We start from the raw sequence: 23330 nt of genomic DNA, 5'->3' as shown, positions 1-23330 counted from the left end.
CGGCCGTTGTGCGCGTGCACAGCACCGCGCCGTTCCCGCTGGTCACCGGCAGCGTTTCGGCCGCCGGGCGTGGACGGACGGCCGCGGCCCTGCTGGGGTGAGCGCCACCAACAGGCCACGGAGGTCCCACGGCCACGGAAGGGGAACCATGGGGGGTACCGCACTCGCCCTCGAAGTGGCGGACCTGTCGGCGGGATACGGGCCGGTCCGCGCCCTGCGGCAGGTGTCGCTCGAGGTGCCGGAGGGCGCCGTCGTCACCGTCCTCGGCGGCAACGGCGCCGGCAAGTCCACGCTGCTGCGGGCGATCTCGCGCACGCTCGCCTTCCACGGCGGAGCCGTCGTCTCCGGGAGCGTGCGCTTTGGCGGCCGCAGCCTCGACGGGCTGCCGCCGGACCGCGTCGTCGCCGCCGGACTGTGCCAAGTCCCCGAAGGACGCCAGGTGTTCGCCCGGATGACGGTCGAGGACAACCTGCGCGCCGGCGCGCTCGGCGGCCCGCGCGACCGCGCCGCGAGGGCCGCCGCGCTGAAGCGGGTGCACGAACTGTTCCCGGTGCTCGCCGAACGGGCCCGGCAGCCCGCCGGACTGCTCTCCGGCGGCGAGCAGCAGATGCTGGCCGTCGGCCGCGCCCTGATGGCCGCGCCGAAGCTGCTGCTGCTCGACGAGCCCTCGCTGGGCCTCGCCCCGCTGATGGCCGCCAGGATCGCCGACACCGTTCGCGAGATCAACGCCCAGGGCACGGCGGTACTGCTCGTCGAGCAGAACGCCGCGCTCGCGCTGCGGCTCGCCTCGCGGGCGTACGTCCTGGAGGTCGGCGAGGTCACCCTGTCCGGCCCGGCGGACGCCCTCGCGGCCTCCGACGAGGTGCGCCGCCGCTACCTCGGCGTCGTCGACGAGACCGCCGCAGCGGACGCCGCCGGCGCGGCCGCCCACCACCCGACGCTGTCCCGCTGGCAGGAGGCCGCCGGATGACGCACGACCCCACCGACTCCGCCCCGGCGAAGCCCCCGGCGGATCGCCGGGACCCGGCGGACACGGACGCGCCCGCCCCTGCCCCCGACCCGGCCGACGAAGCCCCCGCGCCGGCCGCCGGCGCCCCGGCCGCCACCACGCACGTCCCCGCCCTCGAAGTACACGACCTCACCGTCAGGTTCGCCGGGCTCACCGCCCTCGACTCCGTCGGCTTCACCGTCCGGCCCGGCACCGTGCACGCCGTCATCGGGCCCAACGGGGCCGGCAAGTCCACCTGCTTCAACGTGCTCTCCGGCGTCTACCGGGCCACCTCCGGCTCCGTACGCTTCGGCGGGCACGAACTCACCGGACTGCCCCCGCACAAGATCGCCGGCCTCGGCGTCGCCCGGATCTTCCAGAACCTCGCGCTGCCGCCCCGCACCACCGTCGAGGACAGCCTGCTCCTCGGCCGCCACCGGCTCACCCGTACCGGCTTCCTCGCCGCCGGACTGCGGCTGCCGTCCGCCGCCCGCGAGGAGGCCCGGCACCGCGAACGGGTCCGTGAGATCGCCGCGTTCGTGGGTCTGGAGAAGCAGCTCGCCCAGCCCTGCGGCGCGCTGCCGTACGGCCGCCAGAAGCTGGCCGAGCTGGCCCGCGCGCTCTGCATGGAGCCGAAGCTGCTGCTGCTCGACGAGCCCGTCGCCGGCATGACCGCCGACGAGCGCCGCCGCACCGCCGCCGTCATCGCCGGCGTCCGCGACAGCCTCGGCATCTCGATCGTCCTCGTCGAGCACGACATGGGGGTCGTGATGCGGCTCGCCGACAGCGTCACCGTCCTCGACTTCGGCCGCCGCATCGCCGACGGCGCCCCCGCCGACGTACAGAACGACCCGGCCGTCGTCCGCGCCTATCTCGGAGAGGAGGCCGCCGGGTGACCACCTTCGCCGAATTCCTGCTCAACGGCGTGTCCCTGGGCTCCATCTACGCCCTGATCGCGCTCGGCTTCGTGGTGATCTTCCGGGCCACCGAGGTCGTGAACTTCGCCCACGCCTCGCTGCTGCTCGCCGGCGGCTACACGATCGCCGTGCTCCACGAACCGCTCGGCTTCTGGCCGGCGCTGCTCGTCGGCATCGGCGGCGCGGCCCTGGTCGGCGCGGCCGTCGAGTTCCTGGTGATGCGCCGCTACCGCGGCCGCGACCAGAGCGTCCTCGCCATCGTCACCATCGGCGTCGACATCCTGCTCGCCACCGAGCTGACCCGGCGCATCGGCACCGACATCCTCGCCCTCGGCGACCCCTGGGGCGACGCCGTCGTCACCGTCGGCGGGATCTCGATCGCCGAGACCCGGATCGCCGCCCTCCTCGCCGCCGCCCTGCTGATCACCGCCTTCCTGCTGGCCTTCCGGCACACCTCCTGGGGCGTCGCGATGCGGGCCGCAGCCGAGAACCAGGAGACCGCCGCCCTGATGGGCATCCGCCTGGGCCGGGTCTCGCTCGGCGCGTGGGCCGTGGCGGGCGGCCTCGCCGCCGTCGCCGCGCTGTTCCTCACCGTCTTCCCCACCCCCGGCCTGGAGCGCTCCACCTCGCTCGCCGCGATGAAGGCCTTCCCCGCCGCGATCCTTGGCGGCCTCGACTCCACCACCGGCGCCCTCGTCGGCGGACTGCTCGTCGGGATCACCGAGTCCCTCGCCACCGGCTACCAGGGCGATCTGACCTTCCTCGGCCGCGGCATCGGCGACCTCGCCCCGTACCTCGTCATGGTCGCGGTGCTGCTGATCCGCCCGGCCGGACTCTTCGGCGCGAAGGAGCTCGCCCGTGTCTGAGACCGCCTCCGTGAGCACCGTCCCCGCCGTGCTCGCCCGGCCCCGCGTCTGGGCCTGGGCCGCCGCCGGGCTCGTCCTGCTCGCCCTCCCCTTCTACCTCGACCGCTTCTGGCTCCAGGCCGGGCTGTTCGCCATGGCCGCCGCGCTCGGCGCCATCGGCATCAACCTGCTGACCGGCGCCACCGGCCAGCTCTCCATGGGCCACGCCTTCTTCCTCGCCGTCGGCGCGTACGGCTACTGCGCCTTCGCCGGCGACGGGAGCGACGGGCTCGCCGGGCTCGGTCTGCCCGGCTGGCTCGCCGCCGTGCTCGCCGTCGTCCTCGCCGGCCTCGCCGGCGGGGTGTTCAGCCCGATCGCGGGCCGGCTCCAGGGCGCGTACCTCGGCATCGCCACCCTCGCGCTGATCTTCATCGGCCAGCACGTCCTCTTCAACGCGCACGACCTCACCGGCGGCTTCAACGGCCGGGCCGTGCCCCCGCTCGACCTGTTCGGACTGACCTTCGACGACGCCGAACTCCTCGTCGCCCAGGTGCCGTTCGGGTCCGCCGAGAAGCTCTGGTACCTCGGCCTCGCGCTGCTGCTCGGCGGCGCGCTGTTCGCCCGCGGGGTGCTCCGCGGCCGTCCCGGCCGCGCCATGAACGCGATCCGCGACCACAAGATCGCCGCCGGGGTCATGGGCATCCCCGTCGCCCGCTACCGCGGCGCCGTGTTCGTCCTGTCGTCGATGTACGCGGGGCTCGCCGGAGTGCTGCTAGCGCTGGTCTTCCAGCGGACCGTGCCGGAGTACTTCGGCATGCTGCTCTCGCTCGAATACCTGGCCATGATCGTCATCGGCGGTCTCGGCTCGGTCGCCGGAGCGGTGGTCGGGGGCGTCTTCGTCTCCTTGCTGCCGCAGCTCCTCAACCGGTACAGCGACGCCCTCCCTCTGGTCTCCGCCCCCGGGACGGGCGGGATCGCACCGGGGGAGGCCGCCCGCTTCCTCTACGGCGCCGCCGTCGTCGCGGTGGTGCTCTTCCTGCCCGGCGGCCTGGTCCGGCTCGCCGCCCGGCGCACCCGGCAACAAGCCTCAGCACTCTCAGCACCCTCAGGATCCTCAGGGGAGGAACGATGAACCACCGACGACGGGCCGTGCGGGGCCTGGCCGCAGCACTCGCCGCCCTGGTCGCGCTCACCGCGGCAGGCTGCAGCTCCAAGGCGAAGTCCGGCGACGCCGAGACGGCCGGAAAGGGCGGGGTCAAGGCGGGCGAGGGCGTCACCGACTCGACCATCTCGATCGGCGCGCTCACCGACATGACGGGGGTGTACGCCACCCTCGGCAAGAGCATCACGCAGGCCCAGCAGCTGTACGTGAAGCAGGCCAACGCGGCCGGCGGGATCTGCGGCCGCACGCTGGAGCTGACCGTCCGCGACCACGGCTACGACCCGCAGAAGGCGCTCGCCGCCTACACCGAGCTGGAGCCGAAGGTGGTCGGCTACGCCCAGTTCATCGGCTCGCCGTTCGTCGCCGCGGCCAAGCAGCGCATCGACGGCCAGGACAAGGTGCTCGTGCTGCCGCAGGCCTGGTCCGCCTCGCTGCTCGGCAGCCCGTACATCCGGGTGCTCGGCTCGACGTACGACGTGGAGACGATCAACGCGGTCGACTTCCTGGTCGCCGAGAAGGGGCTGAAGAAGGGCGACAAGCTCGGGCACGTGTACTTCGAGGGCGACTACGGCGAGAACGCCCTGACCGGCTCGAAGCACGCCGCGGCCCAGGCCGGGCTCACGATCGTCGAGCAGAAGATCAAGCCCACCGACAGCGACATGTCGGCGCAGGTCGCGGCGCTCAAGCAGGCCGGGGTCAAGGGCATCGTGATCAGCGCGGGCCCCCGGCAGGCCGCCTCCCTGGTCGGCGTGGCCGCGGCGACCGGGCTGCGGGTACCGGTCATCGGCAACAACTCGGCGTTCTCGCCCCAGCTGCTCGGCACCCCGGCCGGACCGGCCCTGGAGCAGATGTACTGGGTCGCCTCGCCGAGCCTGCCGATCGGCGCGGACACCGCGGTCGCCAAGAAGCTCGTCGCGGACTACCGGGCCGCATACCCGAAGGACAGCCTCGACAACGGCGTCGTCGCCGGCTGGACCGCCGTGACCGTCTTCGGCGAGGCACTGAAGAAGGCCTGCGAGGCGAAGGACCTCACCCGCGAGGGCGTCGACAAGGCGCTCCTGACGATCACCGGCCACGACGCGGGCTTCGGCATGACGCACGACTTCACCGACCCGAAGGCGCCCTCCTCCAAGGAGAGCGCCATCCTCCAGCCGGACAAGTCCGTGCCCGGCGGGATGCGGACGGTGCGTGAGCCCTCGGTCTCCGAGGCGGCGAAGGGCTTCACGCCGAAGACGGGCTGACCCTCAGGCGCCCTGGGCGGCGAAGCCGGTGCGCCAGGAGGCGTACGCCGGCCGCCAGCCCAGGGCGCGCGCCTTCGCGTTCGAGGCCCCGCGGTCCCAGGGCGCCGCGCCGTCGGCGGGGGCAGGCGCGGGCACGCCGAGCGCCGCCGCCAGGACGGGCAGCCAGTCCCGGCCGGCGGCCGGCTCGTCGTCGACCACGTTGTACGCGCCCGCCGGCCAGTCCAGGGCCTCCAGGGCCGCCCGGGCCGCGTCCGCGACATGCACGAACGAGCCGACCGAGCCGTCGGCCCGCAGGCTGCCCAGGAACCGGGCCTCCGGCTCGCCGCCCAGCGCCGCCGCGACCGCGCCCCCGGGCGCGTACCAGGTTCCGGGGCCGTACAGGATCCCGTACCGCAGCACCACCGCCCCGGGCAGTTCGGCGGCCTGCTCCTCGAGGGCGCGGGCACCGGCGACGATCCGGGCCCGGGGCAGCTCCTCCGTGCCGTCGAGCGGCACGGACTCGTCGGCGGGGCCGGCGCCGGGGGCGTACGTCCAGGAGATCGACTGGGCGACCAGCCGCTCCACGCCGGCCGCCTTCGCCGCGTCCACCAGGTTCCGGGTGCCCTCCTGGCGCAGCCGGTTGTTCGCCGCGCCGTCCGCGGCCGACAGATCGGTGAGCTGGTGCACCACCGCGTCCGGCGCGGCGGCCGAGACGGCCGCCTTCAGCCCGTCCGCGTCCAGCGCGTCGACGCGGACGCCCACGGCGCCCTGCGCCCGTACAAGGTCCGCCCCCTCCCGGGTCCGCGAGGCCCCCACGACCTCGTGCCCGGCCTCAAGGAGCAGCGGTACGAGCATCCGGCCCACGGCGCCCGTGGCGCCCGCGACGAAGATCTTCATACCGCCAGCGTAGGCACCGGCGGTCCGCCATCCGGGCGAAACGACCCGATGCGAAGCCCTGAAACCTGACCGCCATGACAGCGATACGTATCGCTGTCATGGCGGCGCGATCAGCGGGGAGCGTCGAACAGCGTCGTCGTCGCCCGGCGCATGAGTCCGAGGGGTTCCACCAGCTCAAGCCGCGCCGGGCCGCCGACGCCGTCGAGGCGCTCCAGGAGCAGACTCATCGCCCGGGTGGAGACGGTGCGCGGCCGCGGCGACACGTTGGTGATCGGCCGGCGGAAGGACAGGGCGGTCTCGTCGGTGCACAAGGCGGCCAGCGACAGGTCGCGGCCGAGGACCAGCTGACGGTCATGGAGGATCCTGACCAGCCATTCCGTGACCTGCGGAGCCCGGGTCACCAAGCCGAGGCGGTCACCGGCGTGGGCGAGGAGACGGTCGGCGCAGGCGACGACCCCCTCCCATCCCTCGCTGTGCCGAGGAACCACGGTCAGGTCGATCCCGTGGGCGGCGGCGCGCTCGCGGGCCCCGTCGTAGAAGTCCCGGACGAACGTGAACTGCTCGCGTTCCCCGGCGAGTTCCCCGAGCATGGCGATGTGCCGGTGGCCGGTGAGCGCGAGTTCGTCGACCAGCAACTCGGCGGAGCGCCGGGTGTCGAAGTCGAGGACGTCCAGCCCCCTGGGGTCCTCGGGGCGTCCGACCAGGACGACGGGAAGTCTCAGGTCGTGGGCGGCGTCGATGCGGTCGTCGTCCTGCTGGACGTCCATCAGCACGAAGGCGTCGCAGAGTGACCGGCCGGCCAGCCGCGTGAGGCCGCCCGGCCCCTCCCGCTGGGTGCTGACGAGAACGTCGTAATCGTGGCGCCGGGCCTGCTCGATCACCGTGTCGATGTAGGGGACGGATTCGGCGGCGTCGATCTCGGCGCCGAGGCGGACCACCAGAGCGATGACGTTCGTCTTCGACGTGCGCAGTGTCCTGGCGCCGGCGTTGGGCTGGTAGCGGAGTTCCCGCATCGCCGTCTCGACCCTCCGACGGGTCTCCGGAGACACCGAGCGCTTGCCGCTCATCACCGCGGACACCGTGCTCTGCGCAACACCGGCCAGCGCGGCAACGTCCTTGCTGGTAGGGGCCCTGCCGCTGCGCTGTTCCGACGGCTGCCCTTCGTCCTGTTCCATGTCGCGTACGGTAGTCGACCCCCTAGGGGGTGTCTGACAATTCCCCGCGGCGTCGCGACGTCCGGCACGCACGCTCGCCGCGTTGCCGAAAAGGCCTAGTAGCTCCTTCCCCAAGCTCTCAGCTCCGTTCGAGCAAAGGAGACCCCATCCGAGGCCTCTCCGGCGCCTTGCGATCGCACGCACCGGACGCCGCTCCTTGTTCCGCGGGGAATTGTCAGACACCCCCTAGCCCCGGCAGCTGTTGTCGTCCCCGCCCTACGAGCGCGCGGCTGGTGCGCCAAGGTCTTCGCGAGTACTGTCGATACGTATCGCGCGACCCTGTCCAGCGCTACTTCGCCATGCCCTCTTTCTGTGAAGGAAGTGATGAAGATGGTCTTCCGCCCCGAGTCCTCCGCGCCGGCGGACTCCCTCTGGGAACAGCCGGCCGATCAGGTGGAACTGACCCTCGAAGAGGGCGAGAGATGGTGGGGCGGTACCGCTTCCGACGGCCTGCTGATGCCGTTCGGGGACGCGGCGTTCGCCCGTGACCTCGGCAGTCCGACCAACCAGGGCAGTCCCCTGCTGCTGTCGACCAGGGGCCGAGTAGTGGGGTCGCACAGGCCGTTCGCGTTCACCTTCGAGAGCGGCCTGCTGCGGGTGTCGGGCCGCGAGGTGAGGGCCGGCCGCTGCGGCAGGACCCTGCGCGAGGCGTATCTGGCGGCGTCACGGGAATTCTTCCCGCCGTCAGGCCGGGCCCCGGCGCGGGAGCTCTTCACGGCCCCGCAGTACAACACTTGGATCGAGTGCCCGTACACGCCCACGCAGGAGTCGGTGCTCGGGTTCGCCGCCGGTCTCCTGGAGCAAGGCATGCCGCCCGGTGTCCTGATGATCGATGATTCGTGGTCGCCCGACTACGGCACCTGGCACTTCGATCGCGGGCGCTTCCCCGACCCGGCAGAGATGGTCCGGCGGCTCCACTCCTGGGGCTTCTCGGTGATGCTTTGGGTCATCCCCTTCGTCAGTCCCGACTCCGCGGCCTTCCGTGAGCTGGAAGGACGAGGTCTGCTCCTCCGTGACCGCGACGGCGAGACGGCAGTCCGGCGCTGGTGGAACGGGCTGAGCGCGTTGCTGGATCTGACCAATCCGGCGGCGGTCGACTGGATGACGGGGCGCCTGGACGCCCTGAGGGCCGCAACGGGAGTGGACGGCTTCAAGTTCGACGGCGGCGACGCGGGCGACTACCGCGCGGACGACATGACGTTCCGGCCCGCCGAGCCGGTCGACCACTGCGAGGCCTGGTCCCGGGTGGGTCTTCGCTACCCGTTCAACGAGTACCGCGCCAGCTGGCGCATGGGCGGCCGGCCGCTCGCACAGCGACTTCAGGACAAGGCGCCGCTATGGGGAACGGCCGGTATCGAGTCCTTGGTTCCCGAGATGCTCGCCCAGAGCATGCTCGGCTACTCGTTCACCTGCCCGGACATGATCGGCGGCGGCGAGATCAAGGCCATGAGCGTCGAGGGTGCCTCCGCCGATCAGGAGTTCTTCGTCCGCTACGCGCAGGTGGCCGCCCTCAGCCCCATGATGCAGTTCTCCCTCTCGCCGGGTCGCGTCCTGGACGACGAACACCTGGCCGCGGTCCGGGAGGCCGTCGCCGTGCGCCAGTCCCTCATGCCCCGGCTGCTGGATCTGGTGGACGAGGCGGCCGGCACCGGAGAACCAGTCGTGCGGCCCATGGCCTACCAAGCCGAGGGCGCGGACGACGTCACCGACCAGTTCTTCCTCGGCCCCGACCTCATCGTCGCGCCCGTGGTGCAGCGTGGTGTCACCGTACGGAGCGTCGTACTGCCGGCGGGACGGTGGCGAGCCGACGACGGTACCGAGGTCGAGGGGCCGACGACCGTCGAGGTGGCCTGCGACCTTACCCGCATCCCACGGTTCGAGCGTCTCCGCGGTGTCTGAGTCCGGCTGACGTCCGGGGCGCACGTCCGCCCGGCGGGAGTCTGTGCCCGGACATACGGGAAGGGCCCGGAGGCGATCGCCTCCGGGCCCTTCCGCTTGCCGTTCTGTGGTGCCTACTGCGCCTGGGCCTGGGCGGCCTCGCGGGCCTCCCGGTTCTCGCGGCGGTTGTCCCGGATGGTGTTCACCCGCCGGGCCGTGGCGAAGAGCGGGATCACCGCGCCGAGGACCACCTGCAGCGCACAGCCGGTCTGGAGCAGCAGCGCCCCGCCGGGGGCGTCGAACGCCCAGGCCGCGAGGAGGCCCATCGCACCGACGATCCAGCTGAGCATCGCCACCGCGAGGATGCCCCGCGGCTTCGGGTACTCGACCCGGCTCACCATCAGCCACGCCACGCCGATGATCGCGAGCAGCGTCGGGATGAAGGGCAGCTCGAGGAGCACGATCGAGACGACGGTCAGCGCGCCGAAGGGGCTCGGCATGCCCTGGAACATGCCGTCCTTCATCGTCACGCAGGAGAACCGCGCCAGTCTCAGCACCACGGCGAGGAGCACCACGACCGCGGCCACCGCCGAGACCTTCTGCTGAGCGGGGTCCGAGACCGCGACCATCCCGTACACGAGCACGAAGTAGGCCGGGGCCAGACCGAAGCTGATCAGGTCCGACAGGTTGTCGAGCTCGGCGCCCATCGGGGACGAGCGCAGCTTGCGCGCCACGATGCCGTCGAACAGGTCGAAGATCGCCGCGCACAGCATGAGGATCACCGCGGTGGCGGCGCTGTTGCGCGCCATGCCGGTCTCGTTGCTGCCCGTGAGGTGCGGGATGAGGATGCCGGTGGTGGTGAAGTACACCGCCATGAAACCGCAGGTGGCGTTGCCGAGCGTGAGGGCGTCCGCTATGGACAGCCTCAGCGACAGCGGCATCTCCTCTTCCTCGGCCTCCGCCTCGGCTTCCTTGACCCAGGTCGCCTGGGTCTCGGGATCAATCACGGTCAATGCGAGTCACCCCCGCGGTCGTCTTCTGACCGACCTCGACGGCGACATCGACACCCTCCGGAAGGTAGATGTCCACGCGCGAACCGAAGCGGATCAGACCGATGCGCTCGCCCTGCTCGACCTTGGTGCCCTGCGGGATGTAGGGCACGATGCGCCGGGCGACGGCGCCGGCGATCTGCACCATCTCGATGTCGCCGAGCTCGGTGTCGAAGTGCCAGACGACGCGCTCGTTGTTCTCGCTCTCCTTGTTGAACGCCGGGACGAACCCGCCGGGGATGTGCTCCACGGACGTCACCGTGCCGGCCAGCGGCGCGCGGTTGACGTGGACGTTCAGAGGGCTCATGAAGATGGCGACCCGGGTCCGGCCGTCCTTCCACGGCATGATGCTCTGCACCACGCCGTCGGCGGGGGAGATGACCCGGCCCTGAGCGATCTCGCGCTCGGGGTCCCGGAAGAACCACAGCATGCCCGCCGCCAGCGCGGTGGTGGGCACGGCCAGGGCCGCGGCACGCTTGGACCTGCGCGAACGCGCGAGGCTGAGCGCCGCGGTGGCGACGGTCGGCAGAAGCCACGGCGATGCTCCGCGTGCGATGCGTACGCCGAGGTGGCTGTCGCGAGGTGCAGAGGTTTGGCTGTGGGGCATGGATGACCTTCGTAGCGGATGGTGCCGCGCGGGCATTTCGGGGGACGGCGGCTTTCCGTCGATGTTATCGGTTGCGGGGCGCAACTGGGAAAGCCAGAAACCGAGTCGACGGCCGGAAGAGGATGACAGGGTGTGATCTTCTTCGCGGCCGAATCGACTCAAACCCGACAATCAACCCTGGAACCGGTACTCCTCGAGGAGTCGACGTCCAATGATCATTTTCTGGATCTCGGCGGTACCTTCGCCGATCAGCAGCATCGGCGCCTCACGGTAGAGACGCTCGATCTCGTACTCCTTCGAGAACCCGTATCCGCCATGGATGCGGAACGCGTCCTCCACGACTTCCTTGCAGTATTCGGAGGCGAGGTACTTCGCCATCCCTGCCTCGAGGTCGTTTCGTTCCCCGGAGTCCTTTTTGCGTGCTGCGTTCACCATCATGGCATGAGCAGCCTCGACCTTGGTAGCCATTTCGGCCAGCTTGAACTGGATCGCCTGGTGCTGGGCGATCGGCTTGCCGAAAGTGTGACGCTGCTGGGCATACTGGACGCCCAGTTCGAAGGCACGCTGCGCGACGCCGCAACCACGGGCCGCGACGTTCACGCGGCCGACCTCGACACCGTCCATCATTTGGTAAAACCCTCGGCCGGTGGTCCCGCCGAGGACCCGATTGGCCGGAATGCGCAGTCCGTCCATGATGAGTTCGGTGGTGTCGACGCCCTTGTAACCCATCTTGTCGATCTTGCCGGGGATGGTGAGGCCCGGGCGGACCTCTCCGAAGCCCGGCTCCTTCTCGACGAGGAAGGTCGTCATCGACTTGTGGGGCGCGGTGCCCTCCGGGTGTCCTTCGTCACTCCGGACGAGAACGGCGACCAGGTTGGACGTGCCGCCGTTGGTCAGCCACATTTTCTGGCCGTTCAGGACGTACTCGTCGCCGTCCTTGACCGCCTTGGACGTGATGGCCGACACATCGGAGCCGAGAGCCGGCTCCGACATCGAGAACGCGCCACGCGTCTCGCCGGCCGCCATCCGCGGAAGGAAGTACTCCTTCTGCTCCTGGGTGCCGTGCTGCTTCAGCATGTACGCCACGATGAAGTGCGTGTTGATGATGCCGGAGACCGACATCCAGCCGCGCGCGATCTCCTCCACGCACAGCGCGTAGGTGAGCAGCGACTCACCCAGACCCCCGTACTCCTCGGGGATCATCAGACCGAAGACGCCGAGCTCCTTGAGCCCGTCGACGATCTGCTGCGGGTACTCGTCGCGGTGCTCCAGCTCCGTCGCGACCGGGATGATCTCCTTGTCGACGAAGTCCCGGACCGTGGCGAGGATCTCCTGCTGGACGTCGGTCAGACCGTGGGTCTGGGCGAGTCGCGCCATGACTACTTCCCCTGTTCCTTCAGCTCGGGGCGGCCGGCCTGCTCGCCGCCGCGCGCCTCGATGTACTCGGCCGTCGGGACCATGACCTTGCGGCGGAACACGCAGACGAGCGTGCCGTCCTGCTTGTAGCCCTTGGTCTCGACGTAGACGATGCCGCGGTCGCTCTTGGACTTCGAAGGCGTCTTGTCGAGGACGGTCGTCTCGCCGTAGATCGTGTCGCCGTGGAAGGTCGGCGCGACGTGGCGCAGCGACTCGATCTCCAGGTTGGCGATCGCCTTGCCGGAGACGTCCGGCACGGACATGCCCAGCAGCAGCGAGTAGATGTAGTTGCCGACGACGACGTTCTTCTTGAAGTCCGTCGTGTTCTCGGCGTAGTTCACATCCATGTGCAGCGGATGGTGGTTCATCGTCAGCAGACAGAAGAGGTGGTCGTCGTACTCGGTGACCGTCTTCCCGGGCCAGTGCTTGTAGACGGCGCCGACTTCGAACTCTTCGTAGGTGCGGCCGAACTGCATGGTTCTCAGGCCTCCGGGATCTCGAACTTGCTGGTGCGCTGCATGCCGGCGGCGCGGCCCTTGCCGGAGATGACCAGGGCCATCTTGCGGGAGGCCTCGTCGATCATCTCGTCGCCGAGCATCGCGGAGCCCTTCTTGCCGCCGGCCTCGGACGTGTAGTAGTCGTACGCGTCCAGGATCAGCTCGGCGTGGTCGAAGTCCTCCTGCGAGGGCGAGAAGATCTCGTTCGCGGCGGCGACCTGGTCCGGGTGCAGCACCCACTTGCCGTCGAAGCCGAGGGCGGCGGCGCGCTGGGCGACGGCCTTGTAGCCCTCGGGGTTGCGGATCTGCAGGTACGGGCCGTCGATGGCCTGCAGGTTGTTGGCGCGGGCGGCCATCAGGATGCTCATCAGGATGTGGTGGTACGCGTCCGCCGGGTAGCCGGGCGGCTGCTCGCCGACGACCAGCGACTTCATGTTGATGGAGGCCATGAAGTCGGCCGGGCCGAAGATGATCGTCTCGACGCGCTGCGAGGCCTGGGCGATCGCGTTGACGTTGACCAGACCCTGGGCGTTCTCGATCTGCGCCTCGATGCCGATCTTGCCGACCTCGAAGCCCATGGTCTTCTCGATCTGCGTCAGCAGCAGGTCGAGGGCGACGATCTGCTGGGCGTCCTGGACCTTCGGCAGCATGATGCAGTCGAGGTTCTGGCCGGCGCCCTCGACGACGGTGACGACGTCGCGGTACGTCCAGTGGGTCGTCCAGTCGTTGACGCGGACCACGCGGGTCTTGCCGGTCCAGTCGCCCTCGTTGAGGAACTTGACGATGGTGTGCCGGGCCTCCGGCTTGGCCAGCGGCGCGCAGGCGTCCTCCAGGTCGAGGAAGACCTGGTCGGCGGCGAGACCCTGGGCCTTCTCCAGGAAGCGCGGGTTGGAGCCGGGCACCGCAAGGCACGAGCGGCGGGGGCGGAGCCGGTTCACGGGGCTGGTCATGCGGGGACCTCCGAGCTTGCAGTCACTTCTAGGGGGCGGAGCTTGTTCGCTCTCCGGATCTCGTCGACGATACGGCCGATGATCTCGGTGATACCGAAGTCCTTCGGTGTGAAGACGGCGGCGACACCCGCACGCTTCAGTTCTGCGGCGTCGGCGTTCGGGATGATCCCGCCGACGATGACCGGGATGTCGGGCGCGCCGGCCTCCCGGAGGCGGTCGAGGACGTCCGGCACCAGCGCGGCGTGCGAGCCGGAGAGGATCGACAGGCCCACGCAGTGCACGTCCTCCGCGAGCGCGGCGTTGACGATCTGCTCCGGGGTGAGCCGGATGCCCTGGTAGACCACCTCGAAGCCGGCGTCACGGGCGCGCACCGCGATCTGCTCGGCGCCGTTGGAGTGGCCGTCCAGGCCCGGCTTGCCGACCAGGAGCCGCAGGCGTCCGGCGCCCAGCTCGTCGGCGGTGCGGGCGACCTTCTCGCGGACGAGGGCCATCGGGGTGCCCTCCTCGGCCGTGACGGCGACCGGGGCGGAGGAGACGCCGGTGGGGGCCCGGAACTCGCCGAAGACCTCGCGCAGCGCCCCGGCCCACTCGCCGGTGGTGACACCGGCGCGGGCGCACTCCAGGGTGGCCTCCATGAGGTTCCCGGTGCCCTGCGCCGCCTCCTTCAGCTTCTCCAGCGCCTTGCACGGGCGCGGGTGGTTGAACGGCGGCTGGTAGCGGCTGTCGCGCCAGTCCTTCATCGAGCCGACGACCCGGGCCTCGACGGCCGGGTCGACCGTCATGATCGCGGTGTCGAGGTCCGCGGTGAGCGGGTTCTCCTCGGTGGTCTGGAAGATGTTGACGCCGACGATCTTGTCGTCGCCGGCCTCGATCCGGGCCCGCCGCTCGGCGTGCGAGGAGACCAGCTGGGACTTCAGGTAGCCGGACTCGACGGCGGCCATCGCGCCGCCCATCTCCTGGATCCGGTCGATCTCGGCCAGGCACTCCTCGACCAGGGCGTCCACCTTGGCCTCGATGACGTGCGAGCCGGCGAAGATGTCCTCGTACTCCAGCAGGTCGGACTCGTGGGCGAGCACCTGCTGGATGCGCAGCGACCACTGCTGGTCCCAGGGCCGGGGCAGGCCGAGGGCCTCGTTCCAGGCCGGGAGCTGCACGGCGCGGGCGCGGGCGTCCTTGGAGAGGGTGACGGCCAGCATCTCCAGGACGATGCGCTGGACGTTGTTCTCCGGCTGCGCCTCGGTCAGGCCGAGCGAGTTGACCTGGACGCCGTAGCGGAACCGGCGCTGCTTGTCGTTCTCGATGCCGTAGCGCTCGCGGGTGACCTTGTCCCAGATGCGGCCGAAGGCGCGCATCTTGCACATCTCCTCGATGAAGCGGACGCCCGCGTTCACGAAGAACGAGATACGGGCGACCACTTCGCCGAAGCGCTCCTCGGGCACCTGGCCCGAGTCGCGCACGGCGTCCAGCACCGCGATCGCGGTGGACATCGCGTACGAGATCTCCTGGACCGGAGTGGCCCCCGCCTCCTGCAGGTGGTAGCTGCAGATGTTGATCGGGTTCCACTTCGGGATGTTGTTGACCGTGTACGCGATCATGTCCGTCGTGAGGCGGAGCGACGGGCCGGGCGGGAAGACGTGCGTCCCGCGCGACAGGTACTCCTTCACGATGTCGTTCTGCGTGGTGCCCTGGAGCTTGGTGATGTCCGCACCCTGCTCCTCGGCGACGACCTGGTAGAGCGCCAGCAGCCACATGGCGGTGGCGTTGATGGTCATCGAGGTGTTCATCTGTTCCAGGGGGATGTCCTGGAACAGACGGCGCATGTCACCGAGGTGCGAGACCGGAACCCCGACCCGGCCGACCTCGCCGCGGGCGAGGATGTGGTCGGGGTCGTAGCCGGTCTGCGTCGGCAGGTCGAAGGCGACCGAGAGACCGGTCTGGCCCTTCGCCAGGTTGCGCCGGTACAGCTCGTTGGACGCCTCGGCCGTGGAGTGGCCGGCGTACGTCCGCATGAGCCACGGCCGGTCCTTCTGACGCTCTGTCATGGCAGTGCTGTCGCCTTTCGGACGGGTCCGTCAGATGTTCCGGAAGCGGTTGATCGCGTCGATGTGCTTGGCGCGCAGCTCCTCGTTGCGCACGCCCAGGCCCTCCTCGGGGGCGAGCGCGAGCACGCCGACCTTGCCCTGGTGGAGGTTGCGGTGCACGTCGTACGCGGCCTGGCCGGTGTCCTCCAGGGAGTAGACCTTCGACAGCGTCGGGTGGATCTTGCCCTTGGCGATCAGGCGGTTGGCCTCCCACGCCTCGCGGTAGTTGGCGAAGTGCGAGCCGATGATGCGCTTGAGCGACATCCACAGGTAGCGGTTGTCGTACTCGTGCATGTAGCCCGAGGTGGAGGCGCAGGTGGTGATGGTGCCGCCCTTGCGGGTGACGTAGACCGAGGCGCCGAAGGTCTCGCGGCCCGGGTGCTCGAAGACGATGTCGATGTCCTCGCCGCCGGTGAGCTCGCGGATGCGCTTGCCGAAGCGCTTCCACTCCTTCGGGTCCTGGGTGTGCTCGTCCTTCCAGAACTTGTAGCCCTCGGCGTTGCGGTCGATGACCGCCTCGGCGCCCATGGCGCGGCAGATGTCGGCCTTCTCCGGGGAGGAGACGACACAGATCGGGTTGGCGCCGCCGGCCAGCGCGAACTGGGTGGCGTACGAGCCGAGGCCGCCGGAGGCGCCCCAGATCAGGACGTTGTCGCCCTGCTTCATGCCGGCACCGTTGCGGGAGACCAGCTGGCGGTACGCGGTGGAGTTGACGAGGCCCGGGGACGCCGCCTCCTCCCAGCTCAGGTGGTCGGGCTTCGGCATCAGCTGGTTGGACTTGACGAGCGCGATCTCCGCCAGGCCGCCGAAGTTGGTCTCGAAGCCCCAGATGCGCTGCTCGGGGTCGAGCATCGTGTCGTTGTGGCCGTCCGAGGACTCCAGCTCGACCGAGAGGCAGTGCGCGACGACCTCGTCGCCGGGCTTCCACGAGTTCACGCCGGGGCCGGTGCGCAGCACGACGCCCGCGAGGTCGGAGCCGATGACGTGGTACGGCAGGTCGTGGCGCTTGCTGAGCTCGCTGAGCCGGCCGTAGCGCTCCAGGAAGCCGAAGGTCGAGACCGGCTCGAAGATCGAGGTCCAGACCGAGTTGTAGTTCACGGAGCTGGCCATGACGGCGACGAGGGCCTCGCCCGGACCGAGCTCGGGCAGCGGGACGTCGTCGAGGTGCAGCGACTTGCGCGGGTCCTTGTCACGGCTGGCGAGCCCGGCGAACATCTCCTGCTCGTCCTTGTGCACGGTCACGGCACGGTAGGACTCGGGCAGCTTGATGTTGGCGAAGTCCGCGGACGTGGAGTCCTGCGACTGGATCGCGTCCAGGATGTCCTTCACGGTGTGCCTCCGGCGGTGCGAGTGCGAGGGGGGCCGATGAGGGAGGTCCCCCTCGGGGCGAGGATGAGGGGTACTGCTGTGGAGGTGTGCCGTCGGTTCGGCGGGTGGTGCGGTGGCTGCGCCGGTGTGGGGCGCAAAGGGTGCCTGTGACGCAGGCGTCCGGGCGCGCGAGTTGCTTGCGGGGACAGCCGGCGCACGAGGTGATCTCTGCGCGCCGGCCGCCCGGACACACTCAACGTATGGCACCGCGTGTCACCTGGCAAGGCACTGCGTGCCAACAATTTCACTCAGATGCAATCCACCCGTCACGCATGAGCGATGATCGATCAGAAATGCCCCTCACCAGCGGAAACGGCCGCCCCAGGGAGGGGCGGCCGTCGGTTTGATCGATCGTTTCGGGGTGGCTCAGCCGTCCGCCAGCGCCTGCCGGATGGTCCGCATGACCTCGTCCAGCGGGGCGTCGGTCCGCGCCACGGCGACGAGCACCCCGCCCTCCGCGGAGGCGGTGGCGGCGGGCTGCTCCGGCTCCGCCGGAGCCGTCGGGGCGGCCGTCGCGGGCCGCGCCCCTATGCCCGTGCCGAAGGTCTCCCGCACGATCGCGAAGGCGTGGTCCAGCTGGGCCTCCACGTCGCCCTGGCCGCCCGCCCGCAGCCAGCGCCGCAGCACGTGGTTGTGCGCCGTGACCACCGCGGAGGCGGCCACCTCGGCGAGCAGCGGGTCGTCGTTGCCGTCGTGGTGGTCGCGCTCGTCGAAGTGGCCCAGCAGATACCGGGTGAACAGCCGCTCGTAACGGGCCACCGAGGCGATCTCCCGCTCGCGCAGGGTGGGCACCTCGCGGGTCAGCCGGTAGCGCTCCACGGAGACCGCCGGGGACCCCGCGTACATCTTCATGACTTCCTTGATGCCCCGGCAGACGGTGTCCAGCGGGTGCTCGTGCGGCGGCGCGGCGTTCAGCACCGCCTCCGCCCGCACCAGGGTGTCGTCGTGGTCCGGGAAGATCGCCTCTTCCTTGGAGCGGAAGTGCCGGAAGAAGGTCCGGCGGGCGACACCGGCCGCGGCCGCGATCTCGTCGACCGTGGTCGCCTCGTAGCCCTTGGTCGCGAACAGCTCCATGGCCGCGGTCGCGAGCTCGCGGCGCATCTTGAGCCGCTGGGCGGCGGCGCGGCTGCCCGCGGCGCTCTCCGGAGCGTCGGGCTGAGCGGTGGCACGGGGTGTCTTGGCGGCCTTGGACATGTCCTGAACGTACTGCATCGGCGCGGGGGAGTGCGCCTGCGGGGGCGGGCCGCCGGTGGGCTCCAGCAGCCCGCCCCACCCCGTGTACGGATCAGCGGCGGGCATATTCGCGGAAGCCGCGCCCCGTCTTGCGGCCCAGGCAGCCGGCGGCCACCAGGTGCTCCAGGAGCGGGGCCGGCGCCAGGCCCGGGTCGCGGAACTCGCGGTGCAGCACCTGCTCGATCGCCAGCGAGACGTCCAGGCCGACCACGTCGAGCAGTTCGAACGGGCCCATCGGGTAGCCGCCGCCCAGCTTCATCGCGGCGTCGATGTCGTCCAGCGTGGCGTAGTGCTCCTCGACCATCTTGATCGCGTTGTTCAGGTACGGGAAGAGCAGCGCGTTCACGATGAAGCCGGCCCGGTCGCCGCAGTCCACCGGGTGCTTGCGGATCTTCGTGGTGACCTCGCGGACCGTGGCGTGGACGTCGTCGGCGGTGAGCACCGTGCGGACGATCTCCACCAGCTTCATCGCCGGGGCCGGGTTGAAGAAGTGCATGCCGATGACGTCCTGCGGGCGCGAGGTGGCGCGGGCGCAGGCGACGACCGGAAGCGAGGAGGTCGTGGTGGCGAGCACCGCGCCCGGCTTGCAGACCTTGTCCAGGGTGGCGAACAGCTGCTGCTTGACGGCCAGGTCCTCGGCGACCGCCTCGAGCGCCAGGTCGACCTCGGCGAAGGCGTCCAGGGAGCCGGCCGGCGTGATCCGGGCCAGCGTCTCGTCGCGCGCCTCGGGCGTCATCCGGCCCTTGTCCACGGAGCGGGCCAGCGACTTGGCGATCCGGGCCTTGGCGGTCTCGGCCTTCTCGTCCGAGCGGGCGGCGAGCACGACGTCGTACCCGGCCTTGGCGAAGACCTCGGCGATGCCGGAGGCCATCGTGCCCGAGCCGGCGACGCCGACGGAGCGGATCTCGCGCCCGCCGCCGCCGGCCGCGGCCTCCGGCGGGGTCAGCGCGTCGCGGACCCTGGCGGCGGAGCCGGCGGCCTCGTACGTGTAGAAGCCGCGGCCGGACTTGCGGCCCGTCAGGCCCGCCTCGCTGAGCTGCTTCAGGATCGGCGCGGGGGCGTGCAGCCGGTCGTTCGACGAGACGTACATCGCCTCCAGAACCGTGCGGGCCGTGTCGATGCCGATCAGGTCGAGCAGCTCCAGCGGGCCCATGGGCAGACCGCAGCCCAGCTTCATCGCGGCGTCGATGTCCTCGCGGGAGGCGTACTTGGCCTCGTACATCGCGGCGGCCTGGTTGAGGTAGCCGAACAGCAGACCGTCGGCGACGAAGCCGGGGCGGTCGCCGACCGCGACGGGCTCCTTGCCGAGGTCGAGCGCGAGCGAGGTGACGGCGTCGACGGCCTGCGGGGCGGTGAGCACCGAGGAGACCACCTCGACCAGCTTCATCGCCTGGACCGGGGTGAAGAAGTGCAGGCCGAGGACCCGCTCCGGGTGCTGCGACTCGGCGGCGAGCCGGGTCACGGACAGGGCGTTGGTGCCGGTGGCGATGATCGTGTCGGGGCGGACGATGCCGTCCAGCGCCCGGAACACCTCCTGCTTGGCCTCGTACGACTCGGGCACGACCTCGATGACGAGGTCGGCCTCGGCGGCGGCCTGGAGGTCGGTGAAGGTGCGGAAGCGGGCCAGGACGGTGCGCCGCTCCTCCTCCGTGATGCGCTCGCGCTCCACGGCGCGCGCGGTGGAGGCCTCGAGGGCGGCGGTGGCGCGGGTGGCGGCGGCCTCGCTGACGTCGATGCCGATGACCTCGCGGCCGGCCCGGGCGAGCACGTCGGCGATGCCGGTGCCCATGGTGCCGAGGCCGACGACGGCGATGGTGGAGAGAGGGGTGTCCATCAGGGGACTCCAGGAGGTGAAGAGTGACGACTGAGGGCGGCGAACACGGGAGCGCACGAACGCTCGGGAACACACGGGGGGCGCGGTCGCGAGAAAGCCGCGAGAAGCGCGGAGAACGTGTGTGAAAAGAGCGACGGACTCTGTCCCGGAGCCACGTCGAAAACTGCCGAACCGACAAACTCGAATCCCAACGGCTGCGTCACCAGGCCGTTGTGGAGGTGCGGGGGGTGACCCGCTCACTTGAGATTAACCGGCGGGTAACGAGCGCGCCAGCCCTGCGGAGTACGGAAAATGTGATCTGGATCGCGGATAGGCTGAACGCCATGGATATCGCTCGGGATCCGGAATTCCTATCGATGATCGATCGATTGCGGGAGGAGATCCAGGAGGCGCCGGAAGGCGTCCGCGCGGATTTCGAGGAACTCGCCGCGACCCGGGACGAAAGGGAGTTCGCGCGCGTCCTGACCGCACCCGGACAGCCGCTCTGGGCCCGGGAGCTCGCCTCGTTCCGGCTCGGACTCGCCGGCGACGCCCGCGCCTTCGAGGCCCTGGTGCTGCTGCTCAACCACCGCGACCCCGAACGCTGCGTCTCCGCCGCCTACGCCCTGACCCGGCTCGGCGACCCGCGCACCGCGCGGGCCGCCGCCGCCCTCGCCACCAACGAACTCCGCGTCGCCTACGCGCTGCTGCCTGTCCGTCTGCTCGCCGCGCTGTGCGCGCCCGAGTCCGTGCCCGCCCTGATCACCGTCCTGGAACGGCGGCTGACGGCCGACGACCCGCACTGGCGGGTCGGCGTCGCCTGCGCCGAGGGCCTGGGCGCGCTGGGCGATCGGCGCGCCCGGCCGGTCCTCCAGGCAGCCGTCCCGCACCCCCGGCTCGGCGCGGCGGCACGGACGGCACTCGCCAGACTGCCGGTCTAGGCGGTCTGAGCCGCCTCGTCGGGCTCCCCGGACTCCACCAGCGCGAAGGCCTCGATCTCGATGAGCAGTTCCGGCCGGACCAGCGCCGACACCTGTACCGCGGAGCTCGCCGGCAGCGGGGCCGCGCCGAAGGCCTCGTCCCGGGCGGCCCGCACGGCGGGCAGATGCGCCACGTCCGTGACGAAGTACGTCAGCTTCACCACGTCCCCGAACCCGGCCCCTGCCGCGGCGAGACACAGTCGCAGGTTCGCGAAGACCTGACGGGCCTGCGCCGCAGGGTCGCCGGCGCCCACCACCGCGCCCGAGGCGTCGAGGGAGCACTGGCCGGATATCGCGAGGAACCGGCCGGTGCCCCACACGACATGGCTGTACTGCGGGCTCGGAGCGACCCCGGCGGGGGCGGGCACATGGGTGAGGTGCGTGGTCATGCCCGCCATGATCGCCGACGCCGCTGACAACGCCGGCGCCGGCCCGGCTCGGGCCCGCCGCCGGCCCCGATGTCAGCCTCGGTGGCCGAGCAGCCGGTGCAGGGCCGCGCCGCCCGTCGCCGTCTCCGTCTCCGTCGCCGGGGCCGGGGCCGGAGCCGGGACCGCACGGGACGTCGCGGTCTTCTTCGCCGCCGGCTTCGGGGCCGGAGCCGCCGCGCAGGCCGCGTCGGCCTCGCCCGTCCCGGCCGCCGCCCGCGGCACCGTGCCGGACTCCAGGTAGCGCACCAGGTGCGCGTCCAGGCAGGCGTTCCCGCCCAGCGTCACCGCGTGGTTCCCGCCGCCCTCCTCGACGACCAGCCGGGAGCCGCCCACCGCGCGGTGCAGGCTCACGCCGCCCTCGTAAGGGGTGGCCGCGTCGTCCGTCGCCTGGAACAGCAGCATCGGCGGGACCTTGTCGTTGGTCACGTCGACCGGAGTGCGCGGCTCCACCGGCCAGAACGCGCAGGGCGCGTTGTACCAGGCGTTGTTCCAGGTGGAGAAGGGGGCCTTCAGCTGCGCCACCCAGTTGTCCGCGCGCCACACCCGCCAGTCGCGCGGCCAGGCCGCGTCGCGGCACTGCACGGCGGCGTAGACCGAGTAGCCGTTGTCGGAGGAGGCGTCGGAGGCGCCGAGGTCCTCGTACGCGGCGATCAGCAGCGCGGTGTCCTCCTCCTTGACGTACGCGGCGAACGCCTCGGCCAGCTGCGGCCAGTACCCGTTGTAGTAGCCGCCCGGCAGATAGGTGTCCTCCAGCTCGGCGGGGCCGACCTTGTCCCCGGCCGGGGCGGTGCGCAGCTCGTCGCGCATCCGGTACCAGGCGGCCTCCACGGCGGCCGGGTCGGCGCCGAGCCCGTACGCCGTGTCGTGCTCGGCCACCCACGCCATGAAGGCCTTGTGCCGGGTGTCGAAGGCGAAGTCCTGCGCCAGGTTGTCCCGGTACCAGACGCCCTCGGGGTCGACCATCGAGTCGAGCACGAACCGGCGCACCCGCTCCGGGTACAGCTTGGCGTAGACCGCGCCGAGGTACGTGCCGTACGAGTAGCCGAAGTAGTTGACCCGCTCCGCGCCGAGCGCCCGGCGGATCGCGTCGAGGTCCCGCGCCGCGCTCACCGTGTCGATGTGCCGCAGCAGGTCCCCGTACTTGGCGCCGCACGCCGCCGCGAACGCGCGGGCCCGTTCCACGCCGGCGCTCTCGGTGGCGGCGTCGCGGGGCACGGAGTCGTGGCGCACCGGCTCGAAGTGGCCGGGCCGGCAGTTCAGGGCGGGCTCGCTGCGGCCGACGCCGCGTGGGTCGAAGCCGATCACGTCGTACTGCGCGGCCAGCTTCGGCGGCAGCGAGGCGGCCACGAAGCCGGCCATGCTCAGTCCGCTGCCGCCCGGACCGCCGGGGTTGACCAGGAGCGGGCCCTGGGACGTCCTTGCGGTGTGCGGGACGCGGGAGAGCGCGAGCGAGATCGTCCGGCTCTTGGGGTCGTCGTGGTCCAGCGGCACCTTGAGCGTGCCGCACTCCAGGCGGGGGTACCGCTTGGAGCCGCAGCTCTTCCAGATCAGCGGGGCGGCGGGACGGGTCGTCGGCCCGGCCTCGGGGGCCCCGGCCGAGCGGTCCGCCGGGGTCGTGGGGGGTCGTGGTGCCGGCGACGCGGACGCGGGCAGGGCGGTGACCGTCCCGGCCAGCAGCGCCCCCGCGGCGAACAGCACTCCTGCGCGTGGGTTCATACGGCGTCCGTGCCCCGGGGGCCGGACGGAAGGACCTCTTCCGCCGAGAGTTGACCCAATCAGAGGAGGGT

General features: G+C 71.1%; 20 protein-coding genes. 7 read left to right on the top strand and 13 right to left on the bottom strand.

Annotated elements, in window-relative coordinates; genetic code table 11:
- Positions 1-148 precede the first annotated feature (148 nt).
- The 5 genes from ACGFMM_RS26080 to ACGFMM_RS26060 are packed head-to-tail and all read left to right on the top strand — an operon-like array spanning position 149 to position 5153.
- Entirely contained in the window at positions 149-970 is an 822-nt protein-coding gene (locus ACGFMM_RS26080; RefSeq protein ID WP_393648857.1) for an ABC transporter ATP-binding protein, read from the top strand.
- Positions 967-1884, top strand: coding sequence for an ABC transporter ATP-binding protein (locus ACGFMM_RS26075; RefSeq protein ID WP_393648856.1), 918 nt, complete (start codon positions 967-969; stop codon positions 1882-1884). The genes ACGFMM_RS26080 and ACGFMM_RS26075 overlap by 4 nt, the downstream gene beginning before the upstream one ends.
- Complete coding sequence (locus ACGFMM_RS26070; protein ID WP_393648855.1) at positions 1881-2771, top strand: branched-chain amino acid ABC transporter permease; 891 nt, start codon at positions 1881-1883, stop codon at positions 2769-2771. The genes ACGFMM_RS26075 and ACGFMM_RS26070 overlap by 4 nt, the downstream gene beginning before the upstream one ends.
- A gap of 28 nt (positions 2772-2799) precedes the next feature.
- Positions 2800-3882: a branched-chain amino acid ABC transporter permease gene (locus ACGFMM_RS26065; protein WP_393648961.1), complete on the top strand. Its 1083-nt coding sequence runs from the start codon at positions 2800-2802 to the stop codon at positions 3880-3882.
- On the top strand, positions 3879-5153 hold the full coding sequence (locus ACGFMM_RS26060; protein WP_393648854.1) for an ABC transporter substrate-binding protein: 1275 nt from the start codon (positions 3879-3881) through the stop codon (positions 5151-5153). The genes ACGFMM_RS26065 and ACGFMM_RS26060 overlap by 4 nt, the downstream gene beginning before the upstream one ends.
- Positions 5154-5156: 3 nt before the next feature.
- Here ACGFMM_RS26060 and ACGFMM_RS26055 read toward each other — a convergent pair whose 3' ends face one another.
- Together ACGFMM_RS26055 and ACGFMM_RS26050 are read right to left on the bottom strand one after the other, a co-directional pair.
- Positions 5157-6029 carry an NAD-dependent epimerase/dehydratase family protein gene (locus tag ACGFMM_RS26055; protein ID WP_393648853.1) on the bottom strand — a complete coding sequence of 291 codons (873 nt, stop codon included), beginning with the start codon at positions 6027-6029 and terminating at the stop codon, positions 5157-5159.
- Positions 6030-6139: 110 nt separating this feature from the next.
- Positions 6140-7204 carry a LacI family DNA-binding transcriptional regulator gene (locus ACGFMM_RS26050; RefSeq protein ID WP_393648852.1) on the bottom strand — a complete coding sequence of 355 codons (1065 nt, stop codon included), beginning with the start codon at positions 7202-7204 and terminating at the stop codon, positions 6140-6142.
- A gap of 351 nt (positions 7205-7555) precedes the next feature.
- Between ACGFMM_RS26050 and ACGFMM_RS26045 the strand changes: the two genes are divergently transcribed.
- Entirely contained in the window at positions 7556-9142 is a 1587-nt protein-coding gene (locus ACGFMM_RS26045) for a glycoside hydrolase family 31 protein (RefSeq protein ID WP_393648851.1), read from the top strand.
- Between the two features lie 113 nt (positions 9143-9255).
- Here ACGFMM_RS26045 and pssA read toward each other — a convergent pair whose 3' ends face one another.
- The 9 genes from pssA to ACGFMM_RS26000 form a co-directional block, all read right to left on the bottom strand.
- Positions 9256-10128 (bottom strand): CDP-diacylglycerol--serine O-phosphatidyltransferase, encoded by an 873-nt coding sequence (gene pssA / locus ACGFMM_RS26040; protein ID WP_393648960.1) that lies wholly within the window; start codon positions 10126-10128, stop codon positions 9256-9258.
- Entirely contained in the window at positions 10121-10777 is a 657-nt protein-coding gene (locus ACGFMM_RS26035; protein ID WP_393648850.1) for a phosphatidylserine decarboxylase, read from the bottom strand. The genes pssA and ACGFMM_RS26035 overlap by 8 nt, the downstream gene beginning before the upstream one ends.
- A gap of 171 nt (positions 10778-10948) precedes the next feature.
- Positions 10949-12154 (bottom strand): acyl-CoA dehydrogenase family protein, encoded by a 1206-nt coding sequence (locus ACGFMM_RS26030; RefSeq protein ID WP_393648849.1) that lies wholly within the window; start codon positions 12152-12154, stop codon positions 10949-10951.
- A gap of 2 nt (positions 12155-12156) precedes the next feature.
- Positions 12157-12669: a MaoC family dehydratase gene (locus tag ACGFMM_RS26025; protein ID WP_318101974.1), complete on the bottom strand. Its 513-nt coding sequence runs from the start codon at positions 12667-12669 to the stop codon at positions 12157-12159.
- 5 nt (positions 12670-12674) lie between these two features.
- A complete protein-coding gene (locus ACGFMM_RS26020) occupies positions 12675-13640 on the bottom strand; it encodes a CoA ester lyase (RefSeq protein ID WP_189505393.1) in 966 nt (321 codons plus the stop codon).
- Positions 13637-15682: a protein meaA gene (locus tag ACGFMM_RS26015; protein WP_393648848.1), complete on the bottom strand. Its 2046-nt coding sequence runs from the start codon at positions 15680-15682 to the stop codon at positions 13637-13639. The genes ACGFMM_RS26020 and ACGFMM_RS26015 overlap by 4 nt, the downstream gene beginning before the upstream one ends.
- A 30-nt stretch (positions 15683-15712) precedes the next feature.
- A complete protein-coding gene (gene ccrA / locus ACGFMM_RS26010; protein WP_393648847.1) occupies positions 15713-17050 on the bottom strand; it encodes a crotonyl-CoA carboxylase/reductase in 1338 nt (445 codons plus the stop codon).
- Positions 17051-17455: 405 nt separating this feature from the next.
- Positions 17456-18283 carry a TetR family transcriptional regulator gene (locus ACGFMM_RS26005; protein ID WP_393648959.1) on the bottom strand — a complete coding sequence of 276 codons (828 nt, stop codon included), beginning with the start codon at positions 18281-18283 and terminating at the stop codon, positions 17456-17458.
- Positions 18284-18374: 91 nt separating this feature from the next.
- Complete coding sequence (locus ACGFMM_RS26000; protein WP_393648846.1) at positions 18375-20156, bottom strand: 3-hydroxyacyl-CoA dehydrogenase family protein; 1782 nt, start codon at positions 20154-20156, stop codon at positions 18375-18377.
- Between the two features lie 323 nt (positions 20157-20479).
- Here ACGFMM_RS26000 and ACGFMM_RS25995 point away from each other — a divergent pair, with 323 nt between their 5' ends.
- Positions 20480-21076: a HEAT repeat domain-containing protein gene (locus tag ACGFMM_RS25995; protein WP_393648845.1), complete on the top strand. Its 597-nt coding sequence runs from the start codon at positions 20480-20482 to the stop codon at positions 21074-21076.
- Here the strand turns inward: ACGFMM_RS25995 and ACGFMM_RS25990 are convergent.
- Both ACGFMM_RS25990 and ACGFMM_RS25985 read right to left on the bottom strand, forming a co-directional pair.
- Positions 21073-21504 (bottom strand): RidA family protein, encoded by a 432-nt coding sequence (locus ACGFMM_RS25990; protein ID WP_393648844.1) that lies wholly within the window; start codon positions 21502-21504, stop codon positions 21073-21075. The two genes, ACGFMM_RS25995 and ACGFMM_RS25990, sit on opposite strands and share 4 nt — an antisense overlap.
- A gap of 72 nt (positions 21505-21576) precedes the next feature.
- Positions 21577-23259, bottom strand: a complete 1683-nt coding sequence (locus ACGFMM_RS25985; RefSeq protein WP_393648843.1) for an alpha/beta hydrolase — start codon at positions 23257-23259, stop codon at positions 21577-21579.
- Between the last annotated feature and the right edge of the window lie 71 nt (positions 23260-23330).

The sequence above is a fragment of the Streptomyces sp. NPDC048604 genome, from assembly GCF_043199435.1.
In the GTDB taxonomy this organism is placed as follows: Bacteria; Actinomycetota; Actinomycetes; order Streptomycetales; family Streptomycetaceae; genus Streptomyces.
The sequence above is the reverse complement of the archived record's forward strand: the minus strand, read 5'-3'. Positions and strand labels throughout refer to the sequence as shown.

Bases quoted from the DNA above. Each gene is read 5' to 3' on its own strand.
- ACGFMM_RS26060 (WP_393648854.1), top strand. From the start codon at position 3,879: ATGAACCACCGACGACGGGCCGTGCGGGGCCTGGCCGCAGCACTCGCC.
- ACGFMM_RS26055 (WP_393648853.1), bottom strand. From the start codon at position 6,029: ATGAAGATCTTCGTCGCGGGCGCCACGGGCGCCGTGGGCCGGATGCTC.
- ACGFMM_RS26035 (WP_393648850.1), bottom strand. From the start codon at position 10,777: ATGCCCCACAGCCAAACCTCTGCACCTCGCGACAGCCACCTCGGCGTA.
- ACGFMM_RS26000 (WP_393648846.1), bottom strand. From the start codon at position 20,156: ATGGACACCCCTCTCTCCACCATCGCCGTCGTCGGCCTCGGCACCATG.
- ACGFMM_RS26080 (WP_393648857.1), top strand. From the start codon at position 149: ATGGGGGGTACCGCACTCGCCCTCGAAGTGGCGGACCTGTCGGCGGGA.
- ACGFMM_RS25985 (WP_393648843.1), bottom strand. From the start codon at position 23,259: ATGAACCCACGCGCAGGAGTGCTGTTCGCCGCGGGGGCGCTGCTGGCC.
- ACGFMM_RS26030 (WP_393648849.1), bottom strand. From the start codon at position 12,154: ATGGCGCGACTCGCCCAGACCCACGGTCTGACCGACGTCCAGCAGGAG.
- ACGFMM_RS25995 (WP_393648845.1), top strand. From the start codon at position 20,480: ATGGATATCGCTCGGGATCCGGAATTCCTATCGATGATCGATCGATTG.
- ACGFMM_RS26015 (WP_393648848.1), bottom strand. From the start codon at position 15,682: ATGACAGAGCGTCAGAAGGACCGGCCGTGGCTCATGCGGACGTACGCC.
- ACGFMM_RS26020 (WP_189505393.1), bottom strand. From the start codon at position 13,640: ATGACCAGCCCCGTGAACCGGCTCCGCCCCCGCCGCTCGTGCCTTGCG.
- ACGFMM_RS26050 (WP_393648852.1), bottom strand. From the start codon at position 7,204: ATGGAACAGGACGAAGGGCAGCCGTCGGAACAGCGCAGCGGCAGGGCC.
- ACGFMM_RS25990 (WP_393648844.1), bottom strand. From the start codon at position 21,504: ATGACCACGCACCTCACCCATGTGCCCGCCCCCGCCGGGGTCGCTCCG.
- ACGFMM_RS26005 (WP_393648959.1), bottom strand. From the start codon at position 18,283: ATGTCCAAGGCCGCCAAGACACCCCGTGCCACCGCTCAGCCCGACGCT.
- ACGFMM_RS26075 (WP_393648856.1), top strand. From the start codon at position 967: ATGACGCACGACCCCACCGACTCCGCCCCGGCGAAGCCCCCGGCGGAT.
- ACGFMM_RS26025 (WP_318101974.1), bottom strand. From the start codon at position 12,669: ATGCAGTTCGGCCGCACCTACGAAGAGTTCGAAGTCGGCGCCGTCTAC.